At 61.4% G+C, this 25,833-nt stretch carries 27 protein-coding genes, 1 tRNA gene and 1 pseudogene; 21 read left to right on the forward strand and 8 right to left on the reverse strand.

What is annotated here, in order from left to right; genetic code table 11:
• Positions 1-6 precede the first annotated feature (6 nt).
• The 10 genes from I6A82_RS12405 (at position 7) to I6A82_RS12450 (ending at position 7,448) form a co-directional block, all read left to right on the forward strand.
• A complete protein-coding gene (locus I6A82_RS12405) occupies positions 7-606 on the forward strand; it encodes a malonic semialdehyde reductase (RefSeq protein ID WP_198095128.1) in 600 nt (199 codons plus the stop codon).
• Positions 607-627: 21 nt separating this feature from the next.
• Positions 628-1,248 (forward strand): tRNA (adenosine(37)-N6)-threonylcarbamoyltransferase complex dimerization subunit type 1 TsaB, encoded by a 621-nt coding sequence (tsaB, locus tag I6A82_RS12410; RefSeq protein WP_198095129.1) that lies wholly within the window; start codon positions 628-630, stop codon positions 1,246-1,248.
• A 38-nt stretch (positions 1,249-1,286) separates the two neighbouring features.
• Positions 1,287-1,697, forward strand: coding sequence for a ribosomal protein S18-alanine N-acetyltransferase (gene rimI / locus I6A82_RS12415; protein ID WP_198095130.1), 411 nt, complete (start codon positions 1,287-1,289; stop codon positions 1,695-1,697).
• Positions 1,698-1,833: 136 nt separating this feature from the next.
• Complete coding sequence (locus I6A82_RS12420) at positions 1,834-2,241, forward strand: MucR family transcriptional regulator (protein ID WP_198095627.1); 408 nt, start codon at positions 1,834-1,836, stop codon at positions 2,239-2,241.
• Between the two features lie 115 nt (positions 2,242-2,356).
• The gene (locus I6A82_RS12425; RefSeq protein ID WP_187336654.1) at positions 2,357-2,779 is read left to right on the forward strand and encodes a Fur family transcriptional regulator; all 423 of its coding nucleotides are present in this window, start codon (positions 2,357-2,359) and stop codon (positions 2,777-2,779) included.
• A complete protein-coding gene (locus tag I6A82_RS12430) occupies positions 2,763-3,602 on the forward strand; it encodes a lysophospholipid acyltransferase family protein (RefSeq protein ID WP_442945108.1) in 840 nt (279 codons plus the stop codon). The genes I6A82_RS12425 and I6A82_RS12430 overlap by 17 nt, the downstream gene beginning before the upstream one ends.
• Positions 3,603-3,672: 70 nt before the next feature.
• Positions 3,673-4,995 carry a tRNA (N6-isopentenyl adenosine(37)-C2)-methylthiotransferase MiaB gene (gene miaB, locus I6A82_RS12435; RefSeq protein ID WP_198095132.1) on the forward strand — a complete coding sequence of 441 codons (1,323 nt, stop codon included), beginning with the start codon at positions 3,673-3,675 and terminating at the stop codon, positions 4,993-4,995.
• Positions 4,995-5,990: a PhoH family protein gene (locus I6A82_RS12440; protein ID WP_198095133.1), complete on the forward strand. Its 996-nt coding sequence runs from the start codon at positions 4,995-4,997 to the stop codon at positions 5,988-5,990. The genes miaB and I6A82_RS12440 overlap by 1 nt, the downstream gene beginning before the upstream one ends.
• Positions 5,983-6,480: an rRNA maturation RNase YbeY gene (ybeY, locus tag I6A82_RS12445; RefSeq protein WP_198095134.1), complete on the forward strand. Its 498-nt coding sequence runs from the start codon at positions 5,983-5,985 to the stop codon at positions 6,478-6,480. The genes I6A82_RS12440 and ybeY overlap by 8 nt, the downstream gene beginning before the upstream one ends.
• A gap of 53 nt (positions 6,481-6,533) precedes the next feature.
• Complete coding sequence (locus tag I6A82_RS12450; RefSeq protein ID WP_187336660.1) at positions 6,534-7,448, forward strand: hemolysin family protein; 915 nt, start codon at positions 6,534-6,536, stop codon at positions 7,446-7,448.
• 46 nt (positions 7,449-7,494) lie between these two features.
• Here the strand turns inward: I6A82_RS12450 and I6A82_RS12455 are convergent, their stop codons facing one another.
• Both I6A82_RS12455 and I6A82_RS12460 read right to left on the reverse strand, forming a co-directional pair.
• Positions 7,495-8,139, reverse strand: a complete 645-nt coding sequence (locus tag I6A82_RS12455; RefSeq protein WP_198095135.1) for an MOSC domain-containing protein — start codon at positions 8,137-8,139, stop codon at positions 7,495-7,497.
• A gap of 21 nt (positions 8,140-8,160) precedes the next feature.
• Positions 8,161-8,391: a DUF2945 domain-containing protein gene (locus tag I6A82_RS12460; RefSeq protein ID WP_198095136.1), complete on the reverse strand. Its 231-nt coding sequence runs from the start codon at positions 8,389-8,391 to the stop codon at positions 8,161-8,163.
• A gap of 95 nt (positions 8,392-8,486) precedes the next feature.
• Here I6A82_RS12460 and I6A82_RS12465 point away from each other — a divergent pair, with 95 nt between their 5' ends.
• The 5 genes from I6A82_RS12465 to I6A82_RS12485 all read left to right on the forward strand — a co-directional run bounded on the left by I6A82_RS12465 (position 8,487) and on the right by I6A82_RS12485 (position 13,406).
• Positions 8,487-9,635, forward strand: a complete 1,149-nt coding sequence (locus I6A82_RS12465; protein ID WP_198095137.1) for a glycosyltransferase family 4 protein — start codon at positions 8,487-8,489, stop codon at positions 9,633-9,635.
• A 46-nt stretch (positions 9,636-9,681) separates the two neighbouring features.
• A complete protein-coding gene (locus I6A82_RS12470; RefSeq protein ID WP_198095138.1) occupies positions 9,682-10,998 on the forward strand; it encodes a replication-associated recombination protein A in 1,317 nt (438 codons plus the stop codon).
• Positions 10,979-12,367, forward strand: a complete 1,389-nt coding sequence (locus I6A82_RS12475) for a serine hydrolase domain-containing protein (protein WP_198095139.1) — start codon at positions 10,979-10,981, stop codon at positions 12,365-12,367. Before I6A82_RS12470 ends, I6A82_RS12475 begins: the two co-directional genes overlap by 20 nt.
• 10 nt (positions 12,368-12,377) lie before the next feature.
• Positions 12,378-13,250, forward strand: a complete 873-nt coding sequence (locus I6A82_RS12480; RefSeq protein WP_198095140.1) for a hypothetical protein — start codon at positions 12,378-12,380, stop codon at positions 13,248-13,250.
• An 80-nt stretch (positions 13,251-13,330) separates the two neighbouring features.
• A tRNA-Thr gene (locus tag I6A82_RS12485) sits at positions 13,331-13,406 on the forward strand.
• Positions 13,407-13,751: 345 nt separating this feature from the next.
• On the opposite strand, the pseudogene I6A82_RS12495 reads toward I6A82_RS12485, so the two are convergent.
• The 5 genes and pseudogenes from I6A82_RS12495 to I6A82_RS12515 all read right to left on the reverse strand — a co-directional run.
• Positions 13,752-14,545, reverse strand: a pseudogene (locus I6A82_RS12495) (IS3 family transposase); the annotation flags it as partial.
• Positions 14,546-14,612: 67 nt separating this feature from the next.
• The gene (locus tag I6A82_RS12500) at positions 14,613-15,086 is read right to left on the reverse strand and encodes a hemerythrin domain-containing protein (protein ID WP_198095141.1); all 474 of its coding nucleotides are present in this window, start codon (positions 15,084-15,086) and stop codon (positions 14,613-14,615) included.
• Positions 15,087-15,195: 109 nt separating this feature from the next.
• The gene (locus I6A82_RS12505; RefSeq protein ID WP_198095142.1) at positions 15,196-15,588 is read right to left on the reverse strand and encodes a response regulator; all 393 of its coding nucleotides are present in this window, start codon (positions 15,586-15,588) and stop codon (positions 15,196-15,198) included.
• Positions 15,585-17,963: an ATP-binding protein gene (locus tag I6A82_RS12510; protein ID WP_232343655.1), complete on the reverse strand. Its 2,379-nt coding sequence runs from the start codon at positions 17,961-17,963 to the stop codon at positions 15,585-15,587. Before I6A82_RS12510 ends, I6A82_RS12505 begins: the two co-directional genes overlap by 4 nt.
• 80 nt (positions 17,964-18,043) lie before the next feature.
• Positions 18,044-18,694: a response regulator transcription factor gene (locus tag I6A82_RS12515; protein WP_332310972.1), complete on the reverse strand. Its 651-nt coding sequence runs from the start codon at positions 18,692-18,694 to the stop codon at positions 18,044-18,046.
• A gap of 118 nt (positions 18,695-18,812) precedes the next feature.
• Between I6A82_RS12515 and I6A82_RS12520 the strand changes: the two genes are divergently transcribed.
• From I6A82_RS12520 to I6A82_RS12545, 6 genes are all read left to right on the forward strand, one after another.
• A complete protein-coding gene (locus I6A82_RS12520; RefSeq protein ID WP_198095145.1) occupies positions 18,813-19,454 on the forward strand; it encodes a hypothetical protein in 642 nt (213 codons plus the stop codon).
• Between the two features lie 97 nt (positions 19,455-19,551).
• A complete protein-coding gene (locus I6A82_RS12525) occupies positions 19,552-20,091 on the forward strand; it encodes a Csu type fimbrial protein (protein ID WP_198095146.1) in 540 nt (179 codons plus the stop codon).
• Positions 20,092-20,095: 4 nt separating this feature from the next.
• On the forward strand, positions 20,096-20,608 hold the full coding sequence (locus I6A82_RS12530) for a Csu type fimbrial protein (protein WP_232343440.1): 513 nt from the start codon (positions 20,096-20,098) through the stop codon (positions 20,606-20,608).
• Positions 20,605-21,345, forward strand: coding sequence for a fimbrial biogenesis chaperone (locus I6A82_RS12535; protein ID WP_198095148.1), 741 nt, complete (start codon positions 20,605-20,607; stop codon positions 21,343-21,345). The genes I6A82_RS12530 and I6A82_RS12535 overlap by 4 nt, the downstream gene beginning before the upstream one ends.
• A gap of 30 nt (positions 21,346-21,375) precedes the next feature.
• Positions 21,376-23,646 carry a fimbria/pilus outer membrane usher protein gene (locus I6A82_RS12540; protein ID WP_198095149.1) on the forward strand — a complete coding sequence of 757 codons (2,271 nt, stop codon included), beginning with the start codon at positions 21,376-21,378 and terminating at the stop codon, positions 23,644-23,646.
• Entirely contained in the window at positions 23,637-24,590 is a 954-nt protein-coding gene (locus I6A82_RS12545; RefSeq protein WP_198095150.1) for a Csu type fimbrial protein, read from the forward strand. Before I6A82_RS12540 ends, I6A82_RS12545 begins: the two co-directional genes overlap by 10 nt.
• 157 nt (positions 24,591-24,747) lie before the next feature.
• Here I6A82_RS12545 and I6A82_RS12550 read toward each other — a convergent pair whose 3' ends face one another.
• Entirely contained in the window at positions 24,748-25,821 is a 1,074-nt protein-coding gene (locus tag I6A82_RS12550; RefSeq protein WP_198095151.1) for a glycosyltransferase family 4 protein, read from the reverse strand.
• Positions 25,822-25,833 lie beyond the last annotated feature (12 nt).

The raw sequence follows: 25,833 nt of genomic DNA on the forward strand, positions 1-25,833 counted from the left end.
ACCATCATGCCGATCCGCGAGCCTCTCGACGACCATTCACTCGACCAGATTTTCCGCGAGGCGCGCACCTATAATGGTTATCTCGACAAAGCAGTAAGCGAGCAGCAATTGCACGCGATCTGGGAGCTCATGAAGATGGGCCCGACCTCGGCAAACCAGCTGCCTGCCCGCATGATCTGGTGCCTGAGCGATGATGGTCGTGAGCGGCTGGCCGGCCATGCAAGCGAAGGCAATGCCGACAAGGTCCGCAATGCACCGGCCGCCGTCATCATCGGTATGGACGAGAATTTTCACGAGCATCTGCCCGACCTCTTCCCGCATGCCGATGCCAAAAGCTGGTTCGAGGGCGATCTGGAAAAGCGCAAGGAAAGCGCGTTCCGTAATTCCAGCCTGCAGGGCGCCTACTTCATCATCGCCGCACGCGCACTCGGCCTCGACACCGGCCCTATGTCCGGCTTCGACGCAGAAGCGGTGAACGCGGACTTCTTCGGCGACACCCCGCATTTCAAGGCGAACTTCATCTCGACGCTCGGCTATGGCGACCCCGAAACGCTTTTCGAGCGCAGCCCGCGTCCGGCGTTCGATCGCTTCAACAGCGTTCTTTAATAAGCACGCGGAGCCGGCGGTTTGCGCAAACTTGTTATCGACAGTGCCACTTCCGCCTGCTCCGCAGCCTTGTTCGAAAAGGGCGAATGCCTCGCCTCCCGGTCAGAGCTGATCGGGCGAGGCCATGCCGAGCGGCTGGTGCCGATGATCGGCGAGCTCGGCGAACTAGGCGAAATCGACGGAGTTATCACCGATATCGGGCCGGGAAGTTTTACCGGTGTACGGATCGGCATTTCGGTGGCCCGCGCGCTCGCCTTCGCACTGGGGACCGAGTGTCATGGCTATAGTGCCGTCAGCATGATGGCCGCGATGGCCTTCGCCGACGATGACCGTCCGGATGAGATTGCGGTGATTTCCATCGGCGGGCACGGCGAATATTTCGTGCAGCGCTTCGATCGATCGCTTCGCGCGCTCGACCCGCTGCGGTCTGTCCCATTCGAAGAGGCGGCCCGTGATATCGTAACGCAGTATATCGCCGGAGACGCGGCAGACGAGTTCGTCGCAAGACGCGGGGGCGGAACGGCAATCGATCTCGTTCCCGACGCGGCCCGATGGCCCTTGATCGCGGCGTTGGAGCCGCTTGCGCCCTCCCCGCTTTACGTGCGCGGTCCGGATGCGCGTCTGCCGGGTACCGCGTTATGATGATTATTCCGGGAACGCCGGAGGATCGCGATGCCATATTGGAAATCATCGAGAAAAGCTTTCCCGCGGAATTTGGCGAGGCGTGGAATGCTCGGCAGCTGGAATCGATGCTGGCGCTGCCCAGTGTCGACACGCTTCTGGCACGACAGGATCATCGTCTAAGCGGATTTGCCATTAGCCGAAGGATTTTCGACGAATGCGAATTGCTGCTGATCGCGGTCGATCCGGAATTTCGCAGGATGGGCGTGGGCGGCTTATTGCTCGAACATATGATTTCGCAATCGCGCGACGCTTTGGTCGCGAAAGTCTTCCTGGAAATGCGCGAGGGCAATATTGCGCAGGCCCTTTACTCCAAATTCGGCTTCAAGCCGATCGGGCGACGGGCGCAGTACTATCGCGGCAATGATGGTGAATGCCATGATGCAGTAACCCTTGCAGTGATCCTGTAACAAATTCTCTCGATATTGGTGATTTACCACTTTGGGATCATTGACACTGTTTCGGATGCGTTCTAAGTCGAAATTCCCCCCTCATAATAAACAGTCCGAACAAAAGGAATTTCAATTGGAACATGACGATAACGGGATGAGCGAAACGTTGATTACGCTCACGGCCGACATTGTGGCCGCCCATGTGAGCAACAATAGCGTTGCGGTTTCCGATCTCCCGCTGATCATCTCCAACGTTCACGAAGCACTGGCCGGCCTGAATGGCCAGACGCAGGAAGAAACGCCGCCGGAGCCGGCCGTTCCGATCAAGAATTCGATCAAGCGCGATTACATTGTGTGTCTTGAGGACGGCAAGAAGCTGAAGATGCTGAAGCGTCACCTCAACACCCATTATGATATGACGCCGGAAGATTATCGCGCAAAATGGGGCCTTCCCGCCGATTATCCGATGGTCGCACCGGCCTATGCCGAACAGCGCCGCCAGCTGGCCAAAGACATCGGCCTGGGCCGCAAGAAGGGTGGCCGGAAGAAGGCCGACAGCTGATTGCGTGATCGGCCATAAGCGGCGCTTTGCGGGCGCCGCCCACGGCCATTGACAGCAAGGGTGCCGGGCTTAGATTGACGCTGAACCCGGCCCCTTTCCTGGCAAGATGAGTAAAATGCACACCAAGATCGATCTGGAAGCTTTGTGTGCCGAACGCGGCCTTCGAATCACCGACCAGCGACGCACGATCGCCCGCGTCATCTCTGACTCGGACGACCATCCGGACGTCGAAGAGCTGTACAAGCGCGCTTCCGAGATCGATCCGAAGATTTCCATCGCCACCGTTTATCGCACCGTGCGCCTGTTCGAGGACGCCGGGATTCTGGATCGCCACGATTTCGGTGACGGGCGCGCACGTTACGAAGCTTCCCCGGAAGCGCATCACGACCATCTGATCGACGTTGAAAGCGGCAAGGTTGTCGAGTTCGTCGATCCCGAGCTGGAAGCGCTGCAAAAGCAGATCGCCGAGAAACTGGGCTATCGCCTGGTCGATCACCGCATGGAGCTTTATGGCGTCGCCCTTGACCGCAAGGACTGACGACGCCCCGCTCGATCCCGACAAAGGCGATCCCGCAGGGGGCATCCCGCCGCGGATAACGATCGCCGGTTGGCTTCGCCTGACGGCCCGCGTCATTGCGATGTTCTTCGCCGCGCTGATCGCGGTTCCGCTCCACTATCTCTGGCGCCTTTTCCGCCTCTCCTCCCCCTGGCCGCGCCTGTTTTTGGGCGCGACCGCACGCATCTGCGGGGCGCGTGTGCGCACCGTCGGCGTACCGCTGCGGCGCGATGTCTTTTACATCTCGAACCATATCAGTTGGATCGATATCCTTGCGCTGGCCGGTGCCAGCGGCACCGCCTTCGTTGCCAAGGCGGAGATACGCGAGGCACCAGTGGTCGGCTGGCTCTCCACCTTGAACCGCACGGTGTTCGTCAGCCGCGAAGATCGCTTGGGCGTTGCCGAACAGATCAATCTGCTTCGCGAAACAATCGCCGAAAACTGGTCAATTACCGTTTTCCCGGAGGGAACAACAACCGACGGGCACAGCCTGAAGCCGTTCAAGACCCCCATGCTCAAAGTGCTCGAACCACCGCCCGCCGGGGTCTATGTCCAGCCGGTGATGCTCGATTACGGCGCGGTGTCGGAGGAGATCAGCTGGATCGGCGTGGAGACCGGCAAGGACAACGCGATTCGCCTGCTGGCGCGAAAGGGCAGTTTCCCGATGACGGTGAACTTCCTCGATCCGTTCGATCCGCATGATTACCCCGGCCGCAAGAAAATTGCCGCCGAAAGCCGCGCGCGGATCGAGGCGGCCCTGGTGGAGGCACTGGGCAAACCTTTGCGGGAATTTACGGCGCATTGAGCGCGGTCAGATCCTCGCTATCGTTCCAAAGGTCGACTGCGACGCGCCGCCGCACTATATCCCCGCCTCTATGACAAAGACTTATCACGTCAAAAGCTTCGGCTGCCAGATGAACGTCTATGATGGCGAGCGCATGGCCGAGCTGATGGAAGCACAAGGCATGACGGCTACGGACAAGGCCGATGCCGATCTCGTTATCCTCAACACCTGCCATATTCGCGAGCGGGCGGCCGAGAAGGTCTATTCCGAAATCGGCCGGTTGCGGCGCGAGGACGGATCGAAACCGATGATCGCGGTGGCCGGCTGCGTGGCACAGGCCGAAGGCGCGGAAATTGCGAAACGCGCGCCGTCTGTTGACGTGGTGGTTGGGCCGCAAGCCTATCACCGCCTGCCGGAATTGCTGCGTGAGGCGCAGGGCGGCGCCAAGGCGCTGGACACCGACATGCCGGCGATCTCCAAATTCGGCGCGCTGCCGAAACGCGGCACCCAGCCGCGCCCCACCGCCTTTCTGACGGTGCAGGAAGGCTGCGACAAATTCTGCACCTATTGCGTGGTCCCCTACACCCGCGGCGCCGAAATCAGCCGTCCTTGGGGCGCGCTGATCGATGAGGCCAAGGCGCTGGTCGACGGCGGCGCGAAAGAGATCACGCTGCTTGGCCAGAACGTCAATGCCTGGGAAGCGGAAGATGATAAGGGACGCCAACAGGGCCTCGACGGCCTGATCCGCGCTCTTGCCGACATCCCGGGCCTTGCCCGCATCCGCTACACCACCAGCCATCCCAACGACATGAGCGAAGGGCTGATCGCCGCACATGGCGAAGTGCCCGAGTTGATGCCGTTCCTGCACTTGCCCGTCCAGTCGGGGTCCGACCGCATCCTGAAGGCCATGAACCGCAGCCATACGAGCGCCAGCTATCTGAAGCTGCTCGACCGTGTGCGCGCGGTGCGCCCGGACATCGCCCTGTCCGGCGATTTCATCGTCGGCTTCCCTGGGGAGACCGAGGAAGATTTCGAGGCGACGCTCGAGCTGGTGCGCGCAACCCGTTACGCCCAGGCCTTCAGCTTCAAATACAGCCCGCGCCCCGGCACACCGGCCGCCGACATGGACGATCAGATCGCGCCCGAGGTGATGGACGAGCGGCTCCAGCGTCTGCAGGCGCAGCTCAATCAGGATCAGCAGGCATTCAACGCCGCCAGCGTCGGCCGGCGCTGCGAGATCCTTCTGGAACGCAAGGGCCGTCATCCGGGCCAACTGATCGGCAAATCGCCATGGCTGCAATCGGTGGTGGTATCGCATCCTGACGCTGCGATCGGTGATCTTATGACGGTCGATTTAATGGAAGCAGGCCCCAATAGCTTGGCGGGAGAAGCCGTAATGAGAGAAGCTGCCTGATGGCGCGTAAGGAGCAGGCACGGGCTGGCGATCGCACGCGGCTCGAGATCGAGTTCGACAAGCCGCATCTGCTGGTGCCGCTGTTCGGAGAATTCGATCGCAATCTGGTGGCGATCGAAAATCGCCTCGCCGTCTACATCGCGGCGCGCGGAAACAAGGTACAGATCGAAGGCGAGGCCGCCGCCGCCGCGCGCGCGCGCGACGTGCTGATCGGGCTTTACAGCCGCGTGATGCGCGGTGAGGAAATCGACACCGGGCTGGTCGAGGCGGCGATCGCCATGTCCGACGAGCCTACGCTCGACGGCATCGTGCGCAAGGAAGAGCGCGATATTCCGCGCGTCATGATCCGCACGCGCAAGAAAACCATCGTGCCGCGCTCGGCAGGGCAAGTGCCTTATATGGAAGCGCTCGCCCGCGACGAGATCATTTTTGCGCTTGGCCCGGCAGGCACCGGCAAGACCTATCTGGCGGTGGCACAGGCGGTCGCCATGCTCATCACCGGACAGGTCGATCGTCTCATTCTCTCGCGTCCCGCGGTCGAGGCGGGCGAGCGATTGGGCTTCCTGCCGGGCGATATGAAGGAGAAGGTCGATCCCTATCTCCGCCCGCTCTACGACGCGCTGTACGACACCCTGCCCGCCGAGCAGGTGGAGCGGCGCATCGCCAGCGGCGAGATCGAGATCGCCCCGCTCGCCTTCATGCGCGGTCGAACGCTGGCCGATGCGTTCGTGATCCTGGACGAGGCGCAGAACACCACGCCTGCCCAGATGAAGATGTTCCTCACCCGCTTCGGCATGGGCAGCCGCATGGTCATCTGCGGCGACCCCAAACAGGTCGATTTGCCCGGCGAGGGCATGAGCGGCCTTGCCGATGCCGTATCCCGCCTTCAGGACGTGGAGAATATCTCGGTCAGCCGCTTCACCTCGGCAGACGTCGTCCGCCACCCGCTGGTCGGCAAGATCGTGGATGCCTATGAAGGGACGGGTCATGCTTAATGTCGAAACCGGGGTGGGCCCTGGCTGGGGCGATGAGCAGGAATGGATCGATCTGGCGCGGCGCGCGGTGCGTGCGGCGCTAGGCGTCAGTCCTTTCGCGAACCTGATCGACAAGCAGGTCGACGTCGAGGTGGCGGTAAAGCTGTCGGACGATGACGAGGTTCAGGGCCTGAACGCCACATATCGCGGCAAGGACAAGCCCACCAATGTCCTCAGCTTTCCGATGGTACAACCCGATCTGCTCCAATCGCTCGAAAACAGCGATGACGGCGAAGCACTGCTCGGTGACATCATCCTGGCGCGCGAGACATGCGCGCGCGAGGCCGAGGAAAAGGGCGTCACGATGGCCCAGCACGCTACGCATCTGATTGCGCACGGCACCCTTCATCTGCTCGATTACGACCATCAGAACGAAGCCGATGCCGCGCGGATGGAGGAGCTGGAAGTGAAAGCACTTGCCACGCTCGGCCTTGCCAATCCATATTCCTGACGCCCGAACCGGGGCAGCTTGAAAACACAGAAGGGGCAGCACAGCTTCCGGCGATGCCAGACGACAGCACCAATCACGCCGACGACGAAAGCGGCGGACGAATATGGCAGGGCCTGAAGGCCCTGCTGTTCAAATCGGACCACGAACCCTCGCTCCGCGAGCAGCTTGAAGAAGCGATCGACGAGCATGAGGACGATGACGACGCGCCGACCGGTGCCAATGCCGGCGACCTTAGCCGCGTCGAGCGCGAGATGCTGCGCAACCTGCTGCATTTCAGCGAGCATACGGCGGACGATGTCTCCGTGCCGCGCGCGGATATCATCGCCATCGAGGAAAATGCGAGCTTCGACGATCTGGTCGCGATGATCTGCGAGCATGGCCATAGCCGCCTGCCGGTCTATCGCGACAATCTCGATGATATCATTGGTATGATCCACATTCGCGATGCGTTCGCGATTCTGGCCAGCGAGAAGCCCAATCCGCAGGGCATCGGCGGGCTGATTCGCCAGCCGCGCTTCGTGCCCGAATCGATGGGCGTGCTCGATCTGCTGGCCGAAATGCGTGCCACGCGGACCCATCTCGCCATTGTGCTGGACGAATATTCAGGCACCGAGGGCATCGTCACGATCGAGGATCTGGTCGAGGAAATCGTCGGCGAAATCGAGGACGAGCATGATGACGAGCCCGAGCCGCAACTGACCGAGCTGGACGGCGGAATGTGGGAAGCCGACGCCCGCATCGAACTGGAAGATCTGGGCAAGGAAGTCGCGCCCGAACTGGCCGATGTCCCGGAGGATGTCGATACGCTGGGCGGCCTCGCCTTCGTGCTGGCCGGCAGGGTGCCGGAAGCCGGCGAAATTCTGGAGCATCCCAGCGGCTGGAAACTCGAAATCCTCGATGGCGATGAAAAGCGCGTGACGAGGCTGCGGCTGCACAAGCCGGTGATCGAGGACGATCCCGAAGCGTAAATGTGCCTCTCCGCCTGCGCGGAGAGGTCTAACCCTGGCGCCAGACTTACCCTCCCGCCAAACCTCGAGCGCGTTGACGCCAGGCTTCGGCTAGCGTTTCCAGCTGTGCGAGATCCTTAAGCGCGCCGGGATCGCGTTTGCCGGGCTGGATCAGGAGCGCAAAAGCGCGCGCAACGGTCCAGTCATGATCGGGTCGTTCGGTGCGCTCGATTGCATCACCCGCCGCCACCGCGCCCTGTTCGATCACCCGCAGATAAAGGCCGCAGCGGCCGGTGTTGACGATGGTCGCCATCATATCCGGCCGGCCGAAATGATGGTCCAGCTTCCAGCAAGGCTGACGACCATGGCTGATTTCCACGAGCGCATCTCCCATCCGGAAGCGATCGCCGATTTTCACTTCGTCCTCGGTAAAACCGGACGCGGTGATGTTCTCACCGAACGCGCCGAAGCGCTCCAGCCGGTCATGGTCGGGCAGTTTCTCGCGCCAGAAGGGGTAGTGATCGGACGGGTAGAGATGCACCGCCTTGTCCCAGCCGCCATGGTGGACAGGGTCGGCCACTTGGTCGCCTTCGAACCCGGTCCAGCCCAACTCCACCGGCCCTTCGACGGGATCGCGCGCGATCGCACTCGCGCTATCGCCGCGAAACGGCTTAGGCGTGCCGATGAAAAGGCCTTCGACCTTCGATTGCATTCTTCCCCTCCCCTCAAACGCTCAGTCTTTGGCGGCGCGTAATTCCGAGCCGAGTTTTAGTACCTTATCACCATCTTCCTGTTTGATCAGATAAGCCGGATTATCTTCATCGCCCTTGCGCGTGATTTCCGAGCCGTCGATCGTGCGGGTCACTTCCTTTTCGAAGCGCTCCTCGATCTGGCCTTTGGCCGTGCCATTGCCCCAGTCCCATTCAACATATTGGTTGGTCTGAAAGCTGTTGCTGTTGGACATGGGGTTTTCCTTTCGATGATCGGGGGGTGAAGCGCCCCGGCCTCCGCAAAGTTCCAGTTGGCAAATGCGGCCCTCAATGCTCAAAGCTCGCGCATATGGAAAAGGATCAGCTTCGCGTTGCCCTGTTCAGCGGCAACTACAACTATGTCCGCGATGGCGCCAACCAAGCGCTGAACAAGCTGGTCCGCCACCTCATCGACTCTGGGGTGGACGTGCGCATCTATTCGCCGACCACCAACACACCTGCTTTCGAACCCGAGGGCGATCTGGTGAACGTCCCTGCCCTGCCCGTCCCCGGCGGACGCGGCGAATACAAGATTGCCCTCGGTCTGCCCAAGACACCGCGCAAGGACCTGGAAGCGTTCGCGCCCGACCTCGTCCATGTCTCCGCGCCCGAATTTCTCGGCCATGCCGCCGTCGCCTGGGCGCGCAAACGCGGCATCCCGACGCTCGCCTCGCTCCACACAAGGTTCGAGACCTATCCGCGCTATTACGGGCTGGGCTTCATCGAACCCTGGCTGATCCGGCGGCTGACGCGCTTCTACAACAAGTTCGACCGGGTGATGGTGCCCGGCCCTTCAATCGCCGAGCTGATCGCTGGCTGGGGCGTTACGACACCGATCGGCATCTGGTCACGCGGGGTCGACCACGATCGCTTCAATCCGGCCCGCCGCGACCTCGATTGGCGCCGCAGCCTGGGCATCTCAGACGATGTACCGGCGATCGGCTTTCTGGGCCGGCTGGTGCTGGAAAAAGGGCTCGATATCTTTGCCGAAGTGGCGCGCGAGCTCACTCGGCGCGGCGTGCCCCACAAGGTGCTCGTAGTAGGCGAAGGGCCGGCGCGTGACTGGTTTGCCGAACAAGTGCCGGACGCGATTTTCACCGGCTTCCAGTCGGGCGATGCTTTGGGCCGAGCAGTGGCGTCGATGGACGTATTCTTCAATCCTTCGGTGACCGAAACCTTCGGCAATGTGACTTCGGAGGCGATGGCCTGCGGTGTGCCGGTGGTTGCCGCGCGCGCGACTGGCGCGATGGACCTGGTGGTTGAAGGTGAGACCGGATTCCTCGTGCCACCGCGCGACGTGACCGCTTATGCCGATGCGATCGAACGGCTGGCGCGGGACGCTGCGATGCGCCGTCGATTCGGCAAGCTGGGCCATCAACGGATGCAGGACCATGTCTGGCCGCGCGTCAATCAGGCCGTACTGGACGCTTATCACGAGCTGATGGCGACGAAGGGCTGAACGGCGCGGCTGGCGATCCGCCGACACCGGCCCTAGATTGGCGCGCATGGATGATCTTTTCGCCGGTGATGAGCCGCAGGAACAGCAGACGCGCGAGAACGCACCGCTTGCCGATCGGCTGCGCCCGAAGACGCTGGAAGAGGTGGTGGGTCAGGATCATCTGACGGGACCAGACGGCGCGATCGGGCGGATGGTGCGCGCAGGCCAACTCGGCTCGATGATATTGTGGGGTCCGCCGGGCACCGGCAAAACCACGATCGCACAGCTGCTCGCGGGCAGCGTGGGCATGCATTACAAGGCGATCAGCGCAGTCTTCTCCGGCGTCGCGGACCTGAAAAAGGCGTTCGCCGAGGCCGATCAGATGGCCAAGACCGGCAAGAAGACGCTGCTCTTCGTAGACGAAATCCATCGCTTCAACCGCGCGCAGCAGGACGGCTTCCTACCGTTTGTGGAGCGCGGGGTGGTGACGTTGGTCGGCGCAACCACCGAAAACCCGAGCTTCGAACTCAATGCCGCATTGCTCAGCCGCGCACAGGTGCTGGTGCTTCACCGTCTGGGGCCGGAAGCGCTCAACGTCCTGCTGGACCGGGCGGAAGCCGAGAAAGGGGAGCCGCTGCCGCTCACCGACGATGCGCGCGAGGCGTTGGTGGCCAGCGCGGACGGCGACGGGCGCTTTCTGCTCAACCAGGCCGAAACGCTTTACAACAGCCGGATCGAGGAGCCGCTGGAGCCCGGCGCGATGGCCGCCCTGCTCCACCGCCGCGTGCCGGTGTATGACAAGGACCGTGAGGGGCACTACAACCTCATCTCCGCGCTGCACAAATCGATGCGCGGGTCTGATCCGCAGGCCTCGCTCTATTATCTTGCGCGGATGCTGGTGGCGGGCGAGGAGCCGCTTTACGTGCTGCGCCGCATCACCCGTTTCGCCAGCGAGGATATTGGCCTGGCCGATCCGCAGGCGCTGGTGCAGTGCCTGGCCGCCAAGGACGCCTATGAGTTTCTCGGCTCTCCCGAAGGCGAGCTCGCGATCGCGCAGGCCTGCCTCTATTGCGCCACCGCGGCCAAATCTAATGCAGCCTACAAGGCGCAGAAGGCCGCGTGGCGATCGGCCAAACAAACCGGATCGCTGATGCCGCCGATGAACATCGTCAACGCGCCCACCAAGATGATGAAGGAACTCGGCTACGGCAAAGGCTATGCCTATGATCATGATGCCGAGGGTGGCTTTTCCGGCGCGAATTACTGGCCCGAAGAGATGGAGCCGGAACGCTATTACACGCCGACGGACCGCGGCTTCGAACGCAAGGTGACCGAGCGCATGGCCTATTGGGAGAGGATGAAGAATGAGCGCGAACAAGCTTAAGGTGGCCTGGCGGTGCACGCTCGCTCTGACCGGGGCGCTGCTTTTCGCAGGGGCCGCGCAGGCGCAGCAGACGGCGGACGATGCGCGCTATGATCGTGCACTTGCGGCGGGGTACAAAGCGCAGTTCCTGTGCTCCGGCCTGTGGAACGGCGGCAAGAGCGCGAAGCAGATCGAGGCCGACGAACTCACCGGCATTTACGAACGGATCGCGGACATCGTCCCAACCTTGACGGCCGAGATCGACGAGACCGCGGGCCAAATACGGGTGGCGTTCGACACCGACATGCCGCCGCGCACCGCGCAATGGCGCGCCGGGCTCGGCTGCGCCAGTATGCCGATCGGTGCCGATCCGGCGGATGGCGACAAGCTGCCGCGACTGGCGAGGGATATTGCCTTCCATCACTTCGACGAGCGGCCTTGGCCGATGGGCGATGCCGGGGCCACGGAACCCGACTCCGCGATGCAGGCCATCGCTGCCCGCGCGCTGGCTGGAGACTTCGGCGGGGCGAGCAGCGCCGCCCTCGTTCTTCGCGGCGGCAGGATCGTGGCGGAGCGATATAAACCCGGCTTCGACCAACACACATCGCAGCGCACCTGGTCGGTCGCAAAATCGATCGGTGGCACGCTGATCGGTCATGCGGTTCTGGAAGGTGCGATCGATCCTTCGCAGTCCGCGCTGCTTGCCCAATGGCGCGATCCCGCAGATCCGCGCGGCGCCATCACGCTCGACAATCTGATGCGTATGGCGAGCGGGCTCTACAGCGACACCGCGGGCAACCGAACCGATCCGGTCTATATGGGTGGCACCGCGGCCTTTCCGCGCGCCGCGCACTGGCCGCTGCTCCACGCGCCCGGCAGCCGCTTCCGCTACGCCAACAACGATATTCTGGACGCCTGGCGCGCGGTGTACGAACGGCTGCCCGAGGACAGCCGCCTGGCATACCCTCTCTCCTTCTTCCGCAAGCTCGGCATGACGCGAACCATCGCGGAAACCGACTGGCGCGGCAATTTCATCCTCTCCAGCCAGGTCTGGACCACGTCGCGCGATCTGGCGCGGCTCGGACAGCTCTATCTGAACGACGGAATGTGGAACGGCGAACGGCTACTGCCCGAGAACTGGCTTGAATTCGTCAGCAGACCCAGCGGTCCGCAGCCGGAGGGCGACTTCGGCTATGGTGCCACCTTCTGGTTGATGAACCATAGCGAGGGCGTGCCCCCCGATGCATTCGCGGCGATGGGCAATCGCGGGCAATATCTCGTCATAATCCCCTCGCGCGACATGGTGATCGTGCGGCGTGGCTATGACACCAGCGAAAAGCGCTTCGACATCGCGGCTTTTACCGCGGCCGCCGTGGCCGCAGCGCGCTAGAGAGCCGGCTTTGCGCCATTTCGCCGCCACGGCCTGCATCGACTGGTCCGGACAAGCCGTTGCCCGGCCCAAAGGACTGGCGGTGGCCATCGCCCGCGCGGACGGGCCGCCTGCGCTGATCGAACCCGAGAGCGGCTGGACGCGCGGCGGCATTTTCGATTGGCTGCGCTCGCTTGCGAAGGCAAAGGCGGACATCGTCATCGGGCTCGATCTTTCGCCCACCTTCCCCTTTTTGGACACTGGCGCATACTTTCCCGGCTGGAGCGAAAGCCCCGCCGATCCGCGGGCACTCTGGGCGCTGGTGGAGCGGATTGCAGCTGACGATCCGCACATGTCCGCCAACAGCTTCGTCGATCACCCCGAGGCCAGCCGTTATTTCCGCCGCCATGGCGGGCGCGAGGGCGATCGCTTCGGCGGCGGCATCGGACGGCTGCGCGAAGTGGAACGGCATCAACGCGCTACCGGCCAGGCCAACAGCTGGTCCTGCTTCAACCTGGTCGGCGCGGGCCAGGTGGGCAAAAGCTCGCTCACCGGCATGCGCATGTTGCACGCCCTGGACGGCGCGATCCCCTTCTGGCCGTGCGATCCGGTGCCGGACGAGGGGCCACTGCTTATCGAAATCTACACCAGCCTCGCCGCGCGCGCCGCGGGCTTGGGCAAGGGCCGCAGCAAGGTGCGCGACGCCGGGGGTTTACGCATGGCGCTGACGGCGCTCGGCTCCCCGGATTGCCCGCCGCTCGCCCGCTATGACGATCACGCCACCGACGCGCTGATCACCGCCGCCTGGCTGCGCGAAGCGGTACAAATGCAGGGCCTGTGGAGCCCGCAGGGAATGAGCGCGCGGGTCGCGCAGCTGGAAGGCTGGACCTTCGGCATTCGATAAGCGCACAAAACCCTTGTCGAGCGCCCGCCCCCTGCCCTAATCGCGTGCACAGCCCATCTGGCAGTCTTGCACAGGCAAGGGCCGGTTTAGCTCAGTTGGTAGAGCAGCGGTTTTGTAAACCGAAGGTCGCGGGTTCGAATCCTGCAACCGGCACCATTTCTCTTCTAAGCCCTTAAAACAAAATCGCTTTCAACCTGAGAGAACACCCATGTGACACATGAGTGTTCCCGCTCTCAGCTGGAGGCCCTGCTCATGTCCAAGATCCCCTACACCTCGCGTCGCAAGGGCCGCTACTATTTCAGGCGCAAGGCGCGTTGGCAAAATGTTGGCGATTACGTCGCTGTCATTCCGCTTGCTACCTGCAGCGCGAAGGACGCCAGGCTGCGCTCAAATTCGATGGTCGGTCGCTTCGAGGAGCTGAAAGGCGTGGTCACGACAATGATCGAAGCAGGAACGGTAATCAACCAGGAGCAGACTCAGCAACTCTTCGACAACGAACTGCGTCTTACGCTCGACCGCTTCGTACGACCGCCATGGCCCAGGCCGATGGATGACCTCCGCCTTGTAGAGCCCATTGATGGTCTCGGCCAAAGCGTTATCATAACTGTCGCCGACACTGCCGACTGAAGGCTCGATCCCGGCTTACGCCAGGCGTTCGGTTTATTCAATCGAGACGTATTGCCTGCCACGATCGCTGGAGTGGACAAGCCCGCCTCGATGGACTGGTCGGCGTTCGTGGATCGCCTGTTCGAGCGCATCGAGAACGAACCCGGCATGCGCCGTTCGGCTGACCCGCCACCCCACAATGGTGCGGGCATAAACATCGATCACGCACGCGACATAGACGAAGCCCGCCCAGGTCGCGACGTAGGTAAAGTCCAGCACCCACAGCATGTTCGGCGTCGGCGCAACTGCCGATTGACCTGATCGAGCGGACAGGGTGCCGCCTTGTCGGCGATCGTCGTCTTCACCGGCTTGCCGCGGACCACGCCTTGCAGGCCGAGATCGCGTATCAGCCGTTCCACCGTGCAGCGAGCAACACCGAACCCCTCGCGGTTCTCGCGCTTCGGCACCTTGAGCTTCTCGGCCACCTCACTGGGCACAAAGGCGCGACTGCCGCTATCGGCTTTGGCCTTCTTCAGCCACTCGTTCAGCGTCTTGGCCGAGCAGCCGATCTTCGCAGCGATCGACACAACCGCGGCCCGTCGCGAACCATGCCTGCCCTGATTCTCCAGCACCAGCCGAACCGCGCGCTCGTGGACTTCCGGTGCATACTTGTTCGTCTTCCTGCTCACCGGGGCCCCTTCCTCCCAGAAGTTGGGGCCTCCGGCAAGCCCGGGGCGGTTCAGTCTGGTAAGCTCTCTATTGGGGCGAGATCGCGAAATGCTCCGCCCCTGTCGCAAAGGCGATCCTCCCCTGCCCCATTCGCCCCAAGCGACTTTGCCGCGATGAACCGAAAATAGCGGGATAAATGCGTGTCTCCTCACGCTCCACCCTGCGTTGAAGGCGGGTCAATAGCGCCTTCAAATCCTGTCGATAGGCGAACCAGTCGTCGCGCAGTTCCGGGTCCGGCCAGCGTACAATATGCTGGCGCAAGTCCTCGCCCAGCGTGAGATCAAGACTGTTGGCATGGCTTTCCAGCAGGATTTTCTGTCGGAGCGCTTCCTTCAGGATCTGTGTTTCAACAGCAAGATGCGTGGAAAGTTCGCGAGCAAGATTCCATCGAACCTGCGCAAACCGCGCGGTAACGGGCGGCGCGTCCTCCGCAATAAAATCGCTCAGTTCGGCCGCAAGCTGCGCAATCCGTTCATGATCTTCAAGTAATTTGGCGAGCATCGATCCCCCCGTTTCATCAGTGGGTCCACCTGCTCTCCGCCTGTTTAACAAAATCCTGCCTCGCCGGGCTCACCCTAAGCGATTGCGACCAATGTCTAATGCGCTTCCATCAAGGACGATTTGGGTCGTCTAGAATGGCGCGGACTTCGTTGGCCAAGCGAAGGGGATCGAACGGCTTGATGATTACGCCCGAAGCGCCCGCCCGCCGATAGGCATCGGCCTCGGCAGAACGCCCCTTCGCCGTCATGACGATCACCGGTGTATGCCGATATGCCTCCCGTTCACGGATCGCGCTAAGCAGCTGCATACCGTCCATAGTCGGCATCATGATATCTATCATGATCGCATCGGTGGTGGGATCGGACGCAAGCCAATTCAGCGCTTCCTCTCCACTGTCAGCTGGGTAAGCGATGATAGCTGGGTCCATCTCCAGCGACAGACCGATGATAGTGCGAATATCGGGATCATCGTCGACATAGAGTAGGTGCAGTGGCTTGGTCACAACGCAGCCTCGCGACGCTCGAGAACGCGGCGGATCGTGCTACCGAGATCGGGCAGCGCATTGCGCGTCTTGATAAGAACAGCATCGACGCGCCGGGCCTGTTCAGGCGAAACATCATGCGCAGAATAGATGATCGTCGGAATGGCAATTCCATCCTGATCGATCATGAATGGCAAAAGATCCAAGCCGCTTTCGCCGGCAAGATTTAGATCGAGTACAGCCACATCGGGCCTTCTGGCGATAATCGCCTCCCGCGCCGCGGGAAGCGTCGAGACCCGGACTAGCTCTAGATCATTTCCCAGCGCTTCAGCCGCCAGCGTCAGCAAATCATAATCGTCGTCGAGATGCAGAACCACCGGGCGTGCTTTTCGATTGCCATCGATTGCACGCCGCAACGCAGAGCGCAGACGATCAGCTTCCGCGGGACGCAGAACATAATCAATGACGTCCGCACCGGTCGCGATCCCCTGCTCACCGTCCATAGCTACGACAAGCACTGGTGGACGCTCCGATCCAAGACTATCGGTCAGCTTCCGCACGAACGCCAGCCCACCCGATTCCGGCACACCGACACCAACCAGGATCGCTTCGTATGATAGCTGCTCGATGGCGGACAAAGCTTCCTGCGCACTCAGGACGCGATCGTGCGCGAAACCGGCGTCGTTCAGTTGCATTGCCAGTCCGCCCGCGAGCCGGTCATCGGCCGCGGCGACTAAAATGCGGGGGCTTGGCCGGTCAGGCAACCGAAGCGGAAGGGTGAAGGCGAAGCGGCTCCCACCGTCCGGCCGGTCCTCGAACCAGATGCGGCCGCCGTGCCGCTCCACAATCTCGCGCGAGATGGCGAGACCCAGGCCGGTGCCACCATTTTCGTTAAGGTGAGCGCGTTCGAACCGGCCGAAGATGCGATGACGGAATTCCGCAGGGACGCCCGGCCCTTCATCGTCGATCCGCATTACCGCGCGGCCGTCTATAATACTGGCCGAAATCCCCACCGTCGATCCGGCAGGCGTTACGCGGATGGCATTGGACAACAGATTGCCCGCCACCTGTAGCACGCGCCCCGTGTCGCATTCGACAGGCACTGGTCCGGAGTGCTTCCATTCGACCGAAACCGATGCCGCGTCAGCAATCCCTTGCGCCTGTACACCAGCTTCCTGAGCAAGTTCCGCAAGATCGGCAGGTGCGATTTCCAGAGCAAGCCTGCCGCTCTCGATCCGGTCGACATCCAATATGTCGTTGATCAGACGAATAAGACGCCGCGAGTTACTCTCGGCGATATCGATCAAGCGGCGGTCGCGTTCAGGTAGATCGCTGCCCTCTCGTGCTCTTATAAGACCGAGCGCGCCGATTATGGACGTCAGCGGCGTACGCAATTCATGACTGACGGTCGATATAAGATCGTCTTTCGACCGTTCGGCGCGCTTGCGCTCTGTAATATCGTGCAGCGCCATAACGAAATTCGGCCCGCCCGGTATGGACATCAGTCCCACGGTAATGTCGACCGGCACTGTCTCGCCGCCGTCGGTTGTCGCCAAACGATCGGGAAAGAAAGTGCGTGTAAGGGCGCCATCGACCAAACCGATACGATCGGAAAAGCTCCCCTGGCCCGGTGCAATGTCCACAAACGTGCAGATATCGCGCCTTACTAACGTCTCGTCCGAAAGCTTCAAAAGCGCACGGGCCGCAGGATTTGCGCTCTCGATCGTACCGCTGGCATTCAGGATCAGAAGCCCGTCGACCGTGCTATCCAAAATCGCGCGGTTACGCTCGTCCGCGCCATCTGCGGCTGCGCGCGCCTCGAAGCGATCACAGCGCGTACGCCACAGAAGTGTCAATCCGACGAAAAGCGACAAAATCAGCACGCTCATCGCGGTCACGATGAGCGTCCGCATACGGGTTCGCTGTTCGTAAAATGCCGTACGGCGGCCATCCAACGTCCGGCTTTCTCGGACCAACATCCGGTCGGCGATACGTCGTAAGCGGTCCATCACCCTTTTGCCTTGGCCCTGTTCAACAACGGCATAGGCTTCCGCCGCCCGCCCTTGTTCCCGAAGAGCGATAACGCGCTCCATCTCCATGAACTTCGCAGCAGCTAAAGTCTGCAGCTCGATATTCTCGGCGTCTCGTCCGCGCTCTCGCGAGGAGTTTGCAAGCGAAGCCATCGATCTGCGGGCTTGGGCGCGAGCCGGATAATAGGGTCGCAGATAATCCTGTTTCCCGGTGAGCAAATAGCCTCGCTGCGCCGTTTCGGCATGGGCCAAGTGGCCAAGCAAGGAGACCACCTCCATCCGCCGGTCATAGGAGGTTCGCTCTTCACTCCGCAGATGTTCGGACCGTCGATATTCATGACTGAGCCAAAAAAACAAAAGCGCCATCAGCAAGGGCACGCCAACTGCGATGGCGGCGAAGACGCGCCAAGACGGCCGCCCTGCTACGGTTTTCGCAGCGCGGGTCTTCATTGAAGCGTCAGACCACCATTTCCGATCAACGGCTGCACCGCCAGAAGTGCCTGCGTTCGATTTGTGACGCCCAATTTGCGGAAAATGGCGGTCAGATGCGCCTTCACCGTCGCCTCCGTTATATCCAAATCGGCGGCGATCTGCTTGTTGAGCCGGCCATCCGCCAACGCCACGAGCACCTTCAACTGGCTTGGGGAAAGGTTCGCGATCTTCTGGCGCGCAGCTTGGATCACAGGGTCCGGACTGCCTTCAGAAGGAAAGATACTGGCGCCTGCATCGATCCTGCGTACCTTCTCGGCAATATTGTCCAGCGGATCACTCTTAAAAATGAAGCCGGCAGCCCCCAGAGCGCGGGCCGCCTCGATCAAGCCAACCTCTTCCCGCCCGGAAACAATGACGATGCGGCTGGACCGGCTTGCCATCTGAAGGCGCATGAAGCCCGAATAGCCGTTCGAATCCGGCAACACGAAATCCAGCAAAATCAGTCGAACGGCGCGGCGCGATGCCAGCGCTTGCTCAGCCTGTTCCACAGTTCCGGCAGAGATAGGCGCGACGCCCGGCATCGCAGCCCTCGCCGCTAGCGCAAGGCCTTCTCGCGTTAACGGATGATCATCCGCAATCAGTACATATCCACCCTGGCTCAACAATCACCCCACCTGGTGCAACCGAGATTTTCAACTGGTACATATGGCTTTCGGCGAAACTTCGGTGTTTAGCAAGGTACACCAAAATACCCTTATAGTATAATATGACAGAATGAATGTTATGAAGCCAAAGCTGACGATTATAGGCGAAATCCCGACCAGTAACGATGGACTGATCGACATGCTGCAAGTCCACTGGACAGTGGAGCTGATTGCTCCAGATAAGGTGAGCAGGACAAACCAGACCATCTCCGGATATAATGTTTGTTTATTCTCCGGACATGCCAAAAATGTTGCACTTTTTGAGACGACCAAGATAGGCTTGGCGAGAGAGGATACCCCAATCTCGCTGGCTTTGGGACAGTACGAAACGCGACTGGGTGACGCCGAGCCGTTCGAAGCATTGATCTGCACCAGCTCGGCAGACGGGCTGGCCGCGGCGCTCCTCAATTGGCTGCCGCCGTCCATGGAGGGCGCACGAAAAATTGAAGAGCTATTCGGCATCAACATTATTGGTCCCATGCTTGTCCGCCTCCGACATGAACTCTCCTCGGCTGCTGGAAATTTGAGGGAAAATCGCCTGAAGCCAGGAGAGGCACATCGGATCGCGGGGCTTGTGGGGACGCTCGGTTTTGCTGAGGCAAATCGGTATTGGAGAGCCCTAGATGAGGGACATTCTTCCGCGCGTTATGACGCATATCGCAGCGCACGAACTTTGGCCTTGGCCCTCTCTCTCGAGAAACTTTCTAGCCCCACCTATTAGACTTCAGTCTAATTAGCGTCACCACCGTGGAACCATTAAAGGTTTCGTTTAGACTAAACTGATGGATCGATCCTGTGACCAGCAACAGGAACGTTCTATGACTGTTCGATATACTTATTCCGGAATCGCCGCCGCAATTGCCTTAGGCGGTTTCTTTCTCTCTCCGGCCTCCGCGCAGAGCAGCAGCAGCGGCACCATAGGTGTATCGCTCGTGGTGCAAAACGCTTGCGTGGTGAACGGCGCGAATTCGGTGCAATCCAATGTCGGATCAATTGGCAATATCGCCTTCGCCGATCAGCCGGGTATTTTCGGCGACGTCGATGGAGAACTCGTCGGCTCTCTTGGCGCGCTGCAAGTACTGTGTTCGCCGGGCGTACTGCCGGAACTGACGATCGGTTCCGGCGATAACGCGGCATCGGGCACGCGCTACATGGCTTCGGCTGGTAACAGCCTGCCCTACCGCCTGTATACCGATGCTCAGCGAGCGAACGAAATCGGCATCGGGCAGCGCCTTAGCCTGGGTACGGCCACCACTGATCCCATCATCGTGCCGATCTTCGCGCGCGTGAACAGCGGCGGCAATGTGGTGGCCGCGGGCACCTATACCGATACGGTACTGGTGACGTTGAGCTGGTAAGCCGATGCGCCCCATTTACCTCATAGTCTGCTGTCTCGGAGCCGCGTACCCCGCTGCCGAATCCCATGCGGAAACCGCCAAAAGTTTTCGCATTTCGGCTGACGTCGTGGCCGGCTGCTCTGTCTTAAGCGATGCGAGCGGACGCTGGGGCCTCATTGATCTAGGAACGGTCGACGGCGCTTCTCCGGCAACGGTCGAAGCCGGACTCGTCTCGGCGTCAGGCGCAGGACTTGCCATCGAATGTACGCCGGGCGTCACCGCCGCTTTGAGCGTCGATCTGGGCGACCACTCTTCTGGCGGGACGCGGATGCTGGCGCGCAGCGGCGGTAGTGGGGCAATTCCATATCAGCTTTATGCAGCGGACGGTTCGACACCTTGGAACCTCCAGCCGCTTCCGCTGCAATTCGGGGCCGGAGTTTCGCGCCGTTCCATTCCCGTGCGCGCTCGCGCCACGCTGACCGGCGCGATCCCGGCCGGACTCTACACCGATACCGTTCGCGTCACGCTGAGCTGGTGAGCACCATTTTCGACCGGAACCGTTTTATGCTGAAATCTGTGCTTTTGCCGATCGCCGTAATGACGCTGGCCGCCGCGCCCGCTGCCCGGGCCTCTTCGGTGGTCATCTGGCCGGTCGATCCGACCATCTCCGAAAATCAGAAAGCAACAGCGATCTGGATTGAGAACAAGGGCAAGGAGCGCGTGACTCTACAGGTCCGCGCATTCAGCTGGTCCCAGTCGGCCGGAGAAAATGTGCTAAGCCAGCAAGCTGATCTGGTGGCCAGCCCGCCTATGGCCGAAGTGGAGCCGGGGGGGCGCCAGCTTGTAAGGCTCGTTCGCCGTGCCGAGGCCTCCGATACACCCGAAGCGGCCTATCGTCTTCTGATCGACGAACTGCCAGCCGCGCCGGCCACCGATGCCGAAACACTGCAGGCGCAGCTTCGAGTGCAGATGCGCTATTCCATCCCGCTGTTCGTTTACGGCTCCAAACAAGAAAACGTTTCGCCGCAACTGGAAGCGCGGATTGTGGCGGCACCCTCCGGGCCAATGCTCTCAATCCGCAACAGCGGCAGCCGCCATGCCCGTCTCAGCGACCTACGTGGGCTGTCCGGCGGAAAAGAGGCCCTAATCAAATCTGGCTTGGCGGGCTATGTTCTGCCCGGCAGCAGCATCCAAATACCCCTTCCGCCGGGCTCGTTCGATCAGTTTCAGGTAAACGTCAACGGCTCGAACCAGACGCTCGCTTTCCAAGCGTAATCCGGTTCGGGTAAAATGTTGTCCCGCACCATGGCCGCGGCATTGCTGGCAATCTGCGCGGCCAGTCCGGCGGCGGCCAGTGATATCCCGGACATTGCGCAAGGCTCTTCGACGCTATTTGTCGATCTGGTCGTGAACGGACGCGCCGATGGCACCCTGGCGGAGCTTTGGGAAAAGGACGGAGAGCTCTGGATTGCGCCCGCCACGCTACGTGCGGCCGGCATCGCTATCGAAGGCGATGAACCGATCGAACTGAAGCAGGCTCCCGGGTTCACAGCGAATTACGACGCGGCAGCGCAGCGGCTCTATCTCGATGTAGCGCCAAGCCTTCTTCCAACCTCCCGTATTCGAGCGAAAGCCGCCATTCGCCACGTCACACAGGTCGATCCAGGGTTCGTCCTCAACTATGATGCCTACGTTCAGTTTTGGGGAGCATCGACGAGTGCATCGCTCTGGAGCGAGCAGCGAGCGTTTTCGGATCTCGCCACCGTCTCCAACAGCGGAATTCTTCGCTTCGGCGGTATGAGCCGTCAAGGATACGTCCGATACGACACCCGGATCCGCGCTGTCGATACCGAGCGCGCTTTGAGCTTCACCGCAGGCGATCTCATCACGCATTCCTTGCCATGGTCCAGCTCGGTTCGACTGGGCGGCATCGGCATCGCGCGCAATTTCCGTATCCGGCCCGATCTTGTGACCGTACCTTTACCGAGCTTCTCGGGTCAGGCGACCGTGCCTTCAGCGGTTGACCTATTCGTGAACGGTTATCGCCAGCAGCAGGCCAGCGTGGAGCCGGGGCGGTTCGTGCTGGATCAAATTCCTGTGGTTACCGGCGCCGGGGAGGCCCGCATCGTGACCACCGATGCCACCGGACGCCAGGTCGAAACCGTGGTTCCCTTTTACGTGGCCCCCGATTTGCTGCAGCAAGGCATGCTCGATTTTGCAGTCGAAGCAGGCGCGCTGAGACGCGGCTACGGTCTTTCAAGTTTTGATTATGGCGCGCTCGCCTTTTCCGCCACCGCACGTAGAGGCCTGACGGACAAATTCACCCTTGAAGCGCATGCGGAGGCTACGGCGCAGCTTGCCACGGGCGGAATAGGCGCGGTTTGGGCACCGGGACTCTGGGGCGCAGTACATGTCGCGGCGGGCATCAGCAGTCACAGTGGTGCGGCTGGCCATCAGATCACCCTCGGATACAGCTATGCCGGAACGCGTTTCGGACTGGGTTTCGACCATGTGGAACGCAGCGGAAACTATGCCGATCTTGGCACATTCGATCTTGCTTTGGTCGGCGGCGGCGCAATCCGCGGAGATCGCTTCAGCGCAAGCCTCTCGCTCGGCGCACTAGGAAGCTTGGGCGCGGGCTATTTCGACAACCGGACGCAAGGCGGCCTGCGCGCGCGGATTGCCTCGGCATCTTGGTCGTTGCCGTTGAGGCGCAGCGGCGCTTCGCTTTTTGCTGCCGCCGATCATGATTTTTCCGGCACCGGAACGAGCATGCAATTGCGCCTGATGATACCGCTGGGCGGCAGCTCCATGGTGAGCGGCGGCATGGCCCGGCAGCCAAATGGAAGCTTCCGCGGTGAAGCAAGCGCTTCGCGCGCCGTGCCGAACGATGGCGGCTTTGGCTACGCGATCGATGCTGCCATTGACGATCGCGGAACTGCGCTTGGCCAGGCAAGCGGCATATGGCGTGGACGTTCGGTCCAAGCCAGTTTCGGTGCCTCGACCACTCCATCAGGCAGTTCCGCCTGGGGAAGCGTAACCGGCGCCCTTGCATGGATCGACAGCCGTGTATTCGCGGCCAATGCCCTGCCCGACGCCTTCGCCGTGGTCTCCACCGGCGTAGCTGACGTGCCGGTTTATTACGAAAACCAGCTGTTGGGCCTGACAAATGCCGGTGGGCGGCTTTTCGTGCCCCGCGTAAACGCCTATTTTCCCAGCCGCTTCGCGATCGACCCGATCAATCTTCCTGCCAACGCCATAGCCACCAAAGTCGAAGCCCGCGCCGCTCTTCGTGAAAATACGGGCGCGATAATCCGTATGCCAATCCGATATGCGCAGAGCGTTGTGGTGCGATTGACCGATATAACGGGCACCCCTCTTCCGGCAGGCACCACAGCCAAACTTGCTGATGGCAGCGCAACGATTGTCGGTTGGGACGGCGTCACGGTCATCGATGACGCACCTTCTCATAGCACGCTGTCGGCCATTTCGAATGGAGGAGCCTGTACAGCCCGCTTCACCGTACCAAAGGACGCGCAAGCCTATAGCGATCTGGGAGAAGTGCCGTGCGTTTGATCACACTGTTCGCTGTGTGCCTGTTTGCATTGCTTCTGCCCGGGTCAGCGCGCGCGGCTTGCAGCTTAGCGAGCAATGCATCGGCCTCTCTCGGCACCGCCGGTTCCTATGCCGTGAAGGCCGGGCAGGTAGCGCAAACCTCCGCCCAGAGCGGCCTGACCTGTACCGGCGCCGTCCTCTCCGTGCTCTCCACCAACTACGCGCGTGCGAGCGCAAGCAGCACGAACGGATTTCGCTTGCGCGCGGACAGCAGCGACACAATCGCCTACCGTCTTTCCGCCGATCCGGGCGGCACCTTTTCGTTCAACCAGGGCGCGACGGTCGACTATTTCGACCCCACCCTTATTTCGCTCTTAGGTCTGCTCGATAAAACGGATTTCGCCCCACCCATCTATGTCAATCTGACGGACATGCCGAACATTGCCGCCGGAACCTATACCGACATCGTCACGATCCAGTGGAGTTGGAGAATCTGCGGCGGCGTGGGCGTCGGCGGTGTCTGTATCCTCACCTATACGGGCAGCGGATCGACCACGCTGCGTATCACACTCGTCGTTACCAGCGATTGCCGGATCGATACCCCCGATGTGCGTTTCGGCAGCGCGCCGCTCGTCAACGGCTTCGTCCCGGTTACGCAAGCTGCGCGGGTCGACTGCACTAAAGGGAGTTTGTTTACGGTCGCCTTCAGTAGCGGGCAGAACGGCACCGCCCGCCCATGGCGAACCATGACCGATGGAGCGGGGAACAGACTGAATTACAACCTTTACCGCCCCGACGGCATTACCATCTGGGACGAGACCAACCCCCTCGCCGATCCGCGGCCGGGAACCGGCGGGACTACCCCGTCCCTCCTGCAAACATTCGTAGCACGGATCGACGCGAGCCAGCCTACGCCACCTCCAGGCAGCTATAGCGACGTGGTGACATTGCTAATAAGTTTTTGATGACGGTTCCTGATCGGCAGATTTCTCCAGTTGTTGCGCTACGCACCGGTGCGGTTCCAACCGCTCTCACAGCCTGAACGACGCAAACTGCAGGGCGGCAGCCAACCTGCAACAATCGATATGATTTGGCATGCAGGTTGAACAACGGACGCAATTTTCAGCCCAAAGCTAAGGTCGAAAATTCTGAACCCTGCAAAACGGCACTGTAAAGAGCGCACATGTCTTGTGCCATGCGGGTTGCGGTAAAGCGCGCTTCGAAGCGTTGGCGGATGCGGCCTCGGTCGAGCGCGAGGACCTCAGGTAAGCGCGCCAGCGCCTCGTCCAAAGACTGCACGACGATACCGGTTACCCCGTCTTCGACGATTTCCGGTACGCTGCCCTTGGCCCAGGCTATGACTGGCGTGCCGCAGGCCATTGCTTCGATCATCACCAGCCCGAAGGGTTCCGGCCAATCGATCGGGAACAGCAAGGCCGAAGCCTCGCCCAGGAAACTTTGCTTGGCGCGATCATCGATACTTCCGACATGCCGTATCGAAGAAGATAGCGCGGGAGCCACGACCCGATCGAAATAGTCAGGATTTCCAGGATCGACGGGCCCTGCAAGCTGCAGAGGGAGGCCCGCACGGTTGGCCAATTCGATGGCCCTGTCCGGCCGCTTCTGGTCGGTCATTCGTCCGATGAAGGCAAGATAGCCGCCCGCCCCGCGCCCCTCTCTCAGCCGATCGACCGGGATGCCATGATGCACGACACCCGCCAGAGAGGAGGGCGGCACGTCTTCGGCTTGGGCGTGGGAAATGGCGACCACGCGCTCTTTGGGAAATTGACGGAAATGCTGGCGGTGGTCTTCCTCGTCCGCGCGCCAATGGATGGTCCGGAAAACGGGCGCTGCCCATGTCTGACACAGCGCGCTGGCATGAGCGGACCCATGCAAATGGACGATATCGAAAGAATCTCCCGCCCTCAGCATTTCGGCAAGCTGAGCGGCCTCCAGCTCTGCGGCGAGCCCCGGCGGCACTGTGCCCTCGCCGCGATGATCGGATAGCGAGCGAAAGCCGGAACGCAGCGGGAGATCGATACTGCTATCGCTGCCGGCAAAGATAACCGGCTCGTGCCCGAGCGCGGCCTGTGCCTGCGCGAGATCCGCAATCACGCGTTCGGTGCCGCCATAGCTTATCGGCGGAACAGGCAGGATGACCGGCGCGACATGAGCAATTCTGCAGGAAGCTAACATTTATCGGCCACT

Source organism: Novosphingopyxis sp. YJ-S2-01, from assembly GCF_016093175.1.
Taxonomy (GTDB): Bacteria; Pseudomonadota; Alphaproteobacteria; order Sphingomonadales; family Sphingomonadaceae; genus Novosphingopyxis; species Novosphingopyxis iocasae.

What these genes read in the sequence shown, in the direction of transcription:
- I6A82_RS12540 (WP_198095149.1), top strand. Translation starts at nt 21,376, where the DNA reads ATGGCCGCGGCATTGCTGGCAATCTGCGCGGCCAGTCCGGCGGCGGCC.
- I6A82_RS12425 (WP_187336654.1), top strand. Translation starts at nt 2,357, where the DNA reads ATGCACACCAAGATCGATCTGGAAGCTTTGTGTGCCGAACGCGGCCTT.
- I6A82_RS12475 (WP_198095139.1), top strand. Translation starts at nt 10,979, where the DNA reads ATGAGCGCGAACAAGCTTAAGGTGGCCTGGCGGTGCACGCTCGCTCTG.
- I6A82_RS12405 (WP_198095128.1), top strand. Translation starts at nt 7, where the DNA reads ATGCCGATCCGCGAGCCTCTCGACGACCATTCACTCGACCAGATTTTC.
- miaB (WP_198095132.1), top strand. Translation starts at nt 3,673, where the DNA reads ATGACAAAGACTTATCACGTCAAAAGCTTCGGCTGCCAGATGAACGTC.
- I6A82_RS12550 (WP_198095151.1), bottom strand. Translation starts at nt 25,821, where the DNA reads ATGTTAGCTTCCTGCAGAATTGCTCATGTCGCGCCGGTCATCCTGCCT.
- I6A82_RS12525 (WP_198095146.1), top strand. Translation starts at nt 19,552, where the DNA reads ATGACTGTTCGATATACTTATTCCGGAATCGCCGCCGCAATTGCCTTA.
- I6A82_RS12455 (WP_198095135.1), bottom strand. Translation starts at nt 8,139, where the DNA reads ATGCAATCGAAGGTCGAAGGCCTTTTCATCGGCACGCCTAAGCCGTTT.
- ybeY (WP_198095134.1), top strand. Translation starts at nt 5,983, where the DNA reads ATGCTTAATGTCGAAACCGGGGTGGGCCCTGGCTGGGGCGATGAGCAG.
- I6A82_RS12465 (WP_198095137.1), top strand. Translation starts at nt 8,487, where the DNA reads ATGGAAAAGGATCAGCTTCGCGTTGCCCTGTTCAGCGGCAACTACAAC.
- I6A82_RS12460 (WP_198095136.1), bottom strand. Translation starts at nt 8,391, where the DNA reads ATGTCCAACAGCAACAGCTTTCAGACCAACCAATATGTTGAATGGGAC.
- I6A82_RS12440 (WP_198095133.1), top strand. Translation starts at nt 4,995, where the DNA reads ATGGCGCGTAAGGAGCAGGCACGGGCTGGCGATCGCACGCGGCTCGAG.
- I6A82_RS12450 (WP_187336660.1), top strand. Translation starts at nt 6,534, where the DNA reads ATGCCAGACGACAGCACCAATCACGCCGACGACGAAAGCGGCGGACGA.
- I6A82_RS12420 (WP_198095627.1), top strand. Translation starts at nt 1,834, where the DNA reads ATGAGCGAAACGTTGATTACGCTCACGGCCGACATTGTGGCCGCCCAT.
- I6A82_RS12500 (WP_198095141.1), bottom strand. Translation starts at nt 15,086, where the DNA reads ATGCTCGCCAAATTACTTGAAGATCATGAACGGATTGCGCAGCTTGCG.
- I6A82_RS12530 (WP_232343440.1), top strand. Translation starts at nt 20,096, where the DNA reads ATGCGCCCCATTTACCTCATAGTCTGCTGTCTCGGAGCCGCGTACCCC.
- I6A82_RS12470 (WP_198095138.1), top strand. Translation starts at nt 9,682, where the DNA reads ATGGATGATCTTTTCGCCGGTGATGAGCCGCAGGAACAGCAGACGCGC.
- I6A82_RS12520 (WP_198095145.1), top strand. Translation starts at nt 18,813, where the DNA reads ATGAAGCCAAAGCTGACGATTATAGGCGAAATCCCGACCAGTAACGAT.
- I6A82_RS12510 (WP_232343655.1), bottom strand. Translation starts at nt 17,963, where the DNA reads ATGGCGCTTTTGTTTTTTTGGCTCAGTCATGAATATCGACGGTCCGAA.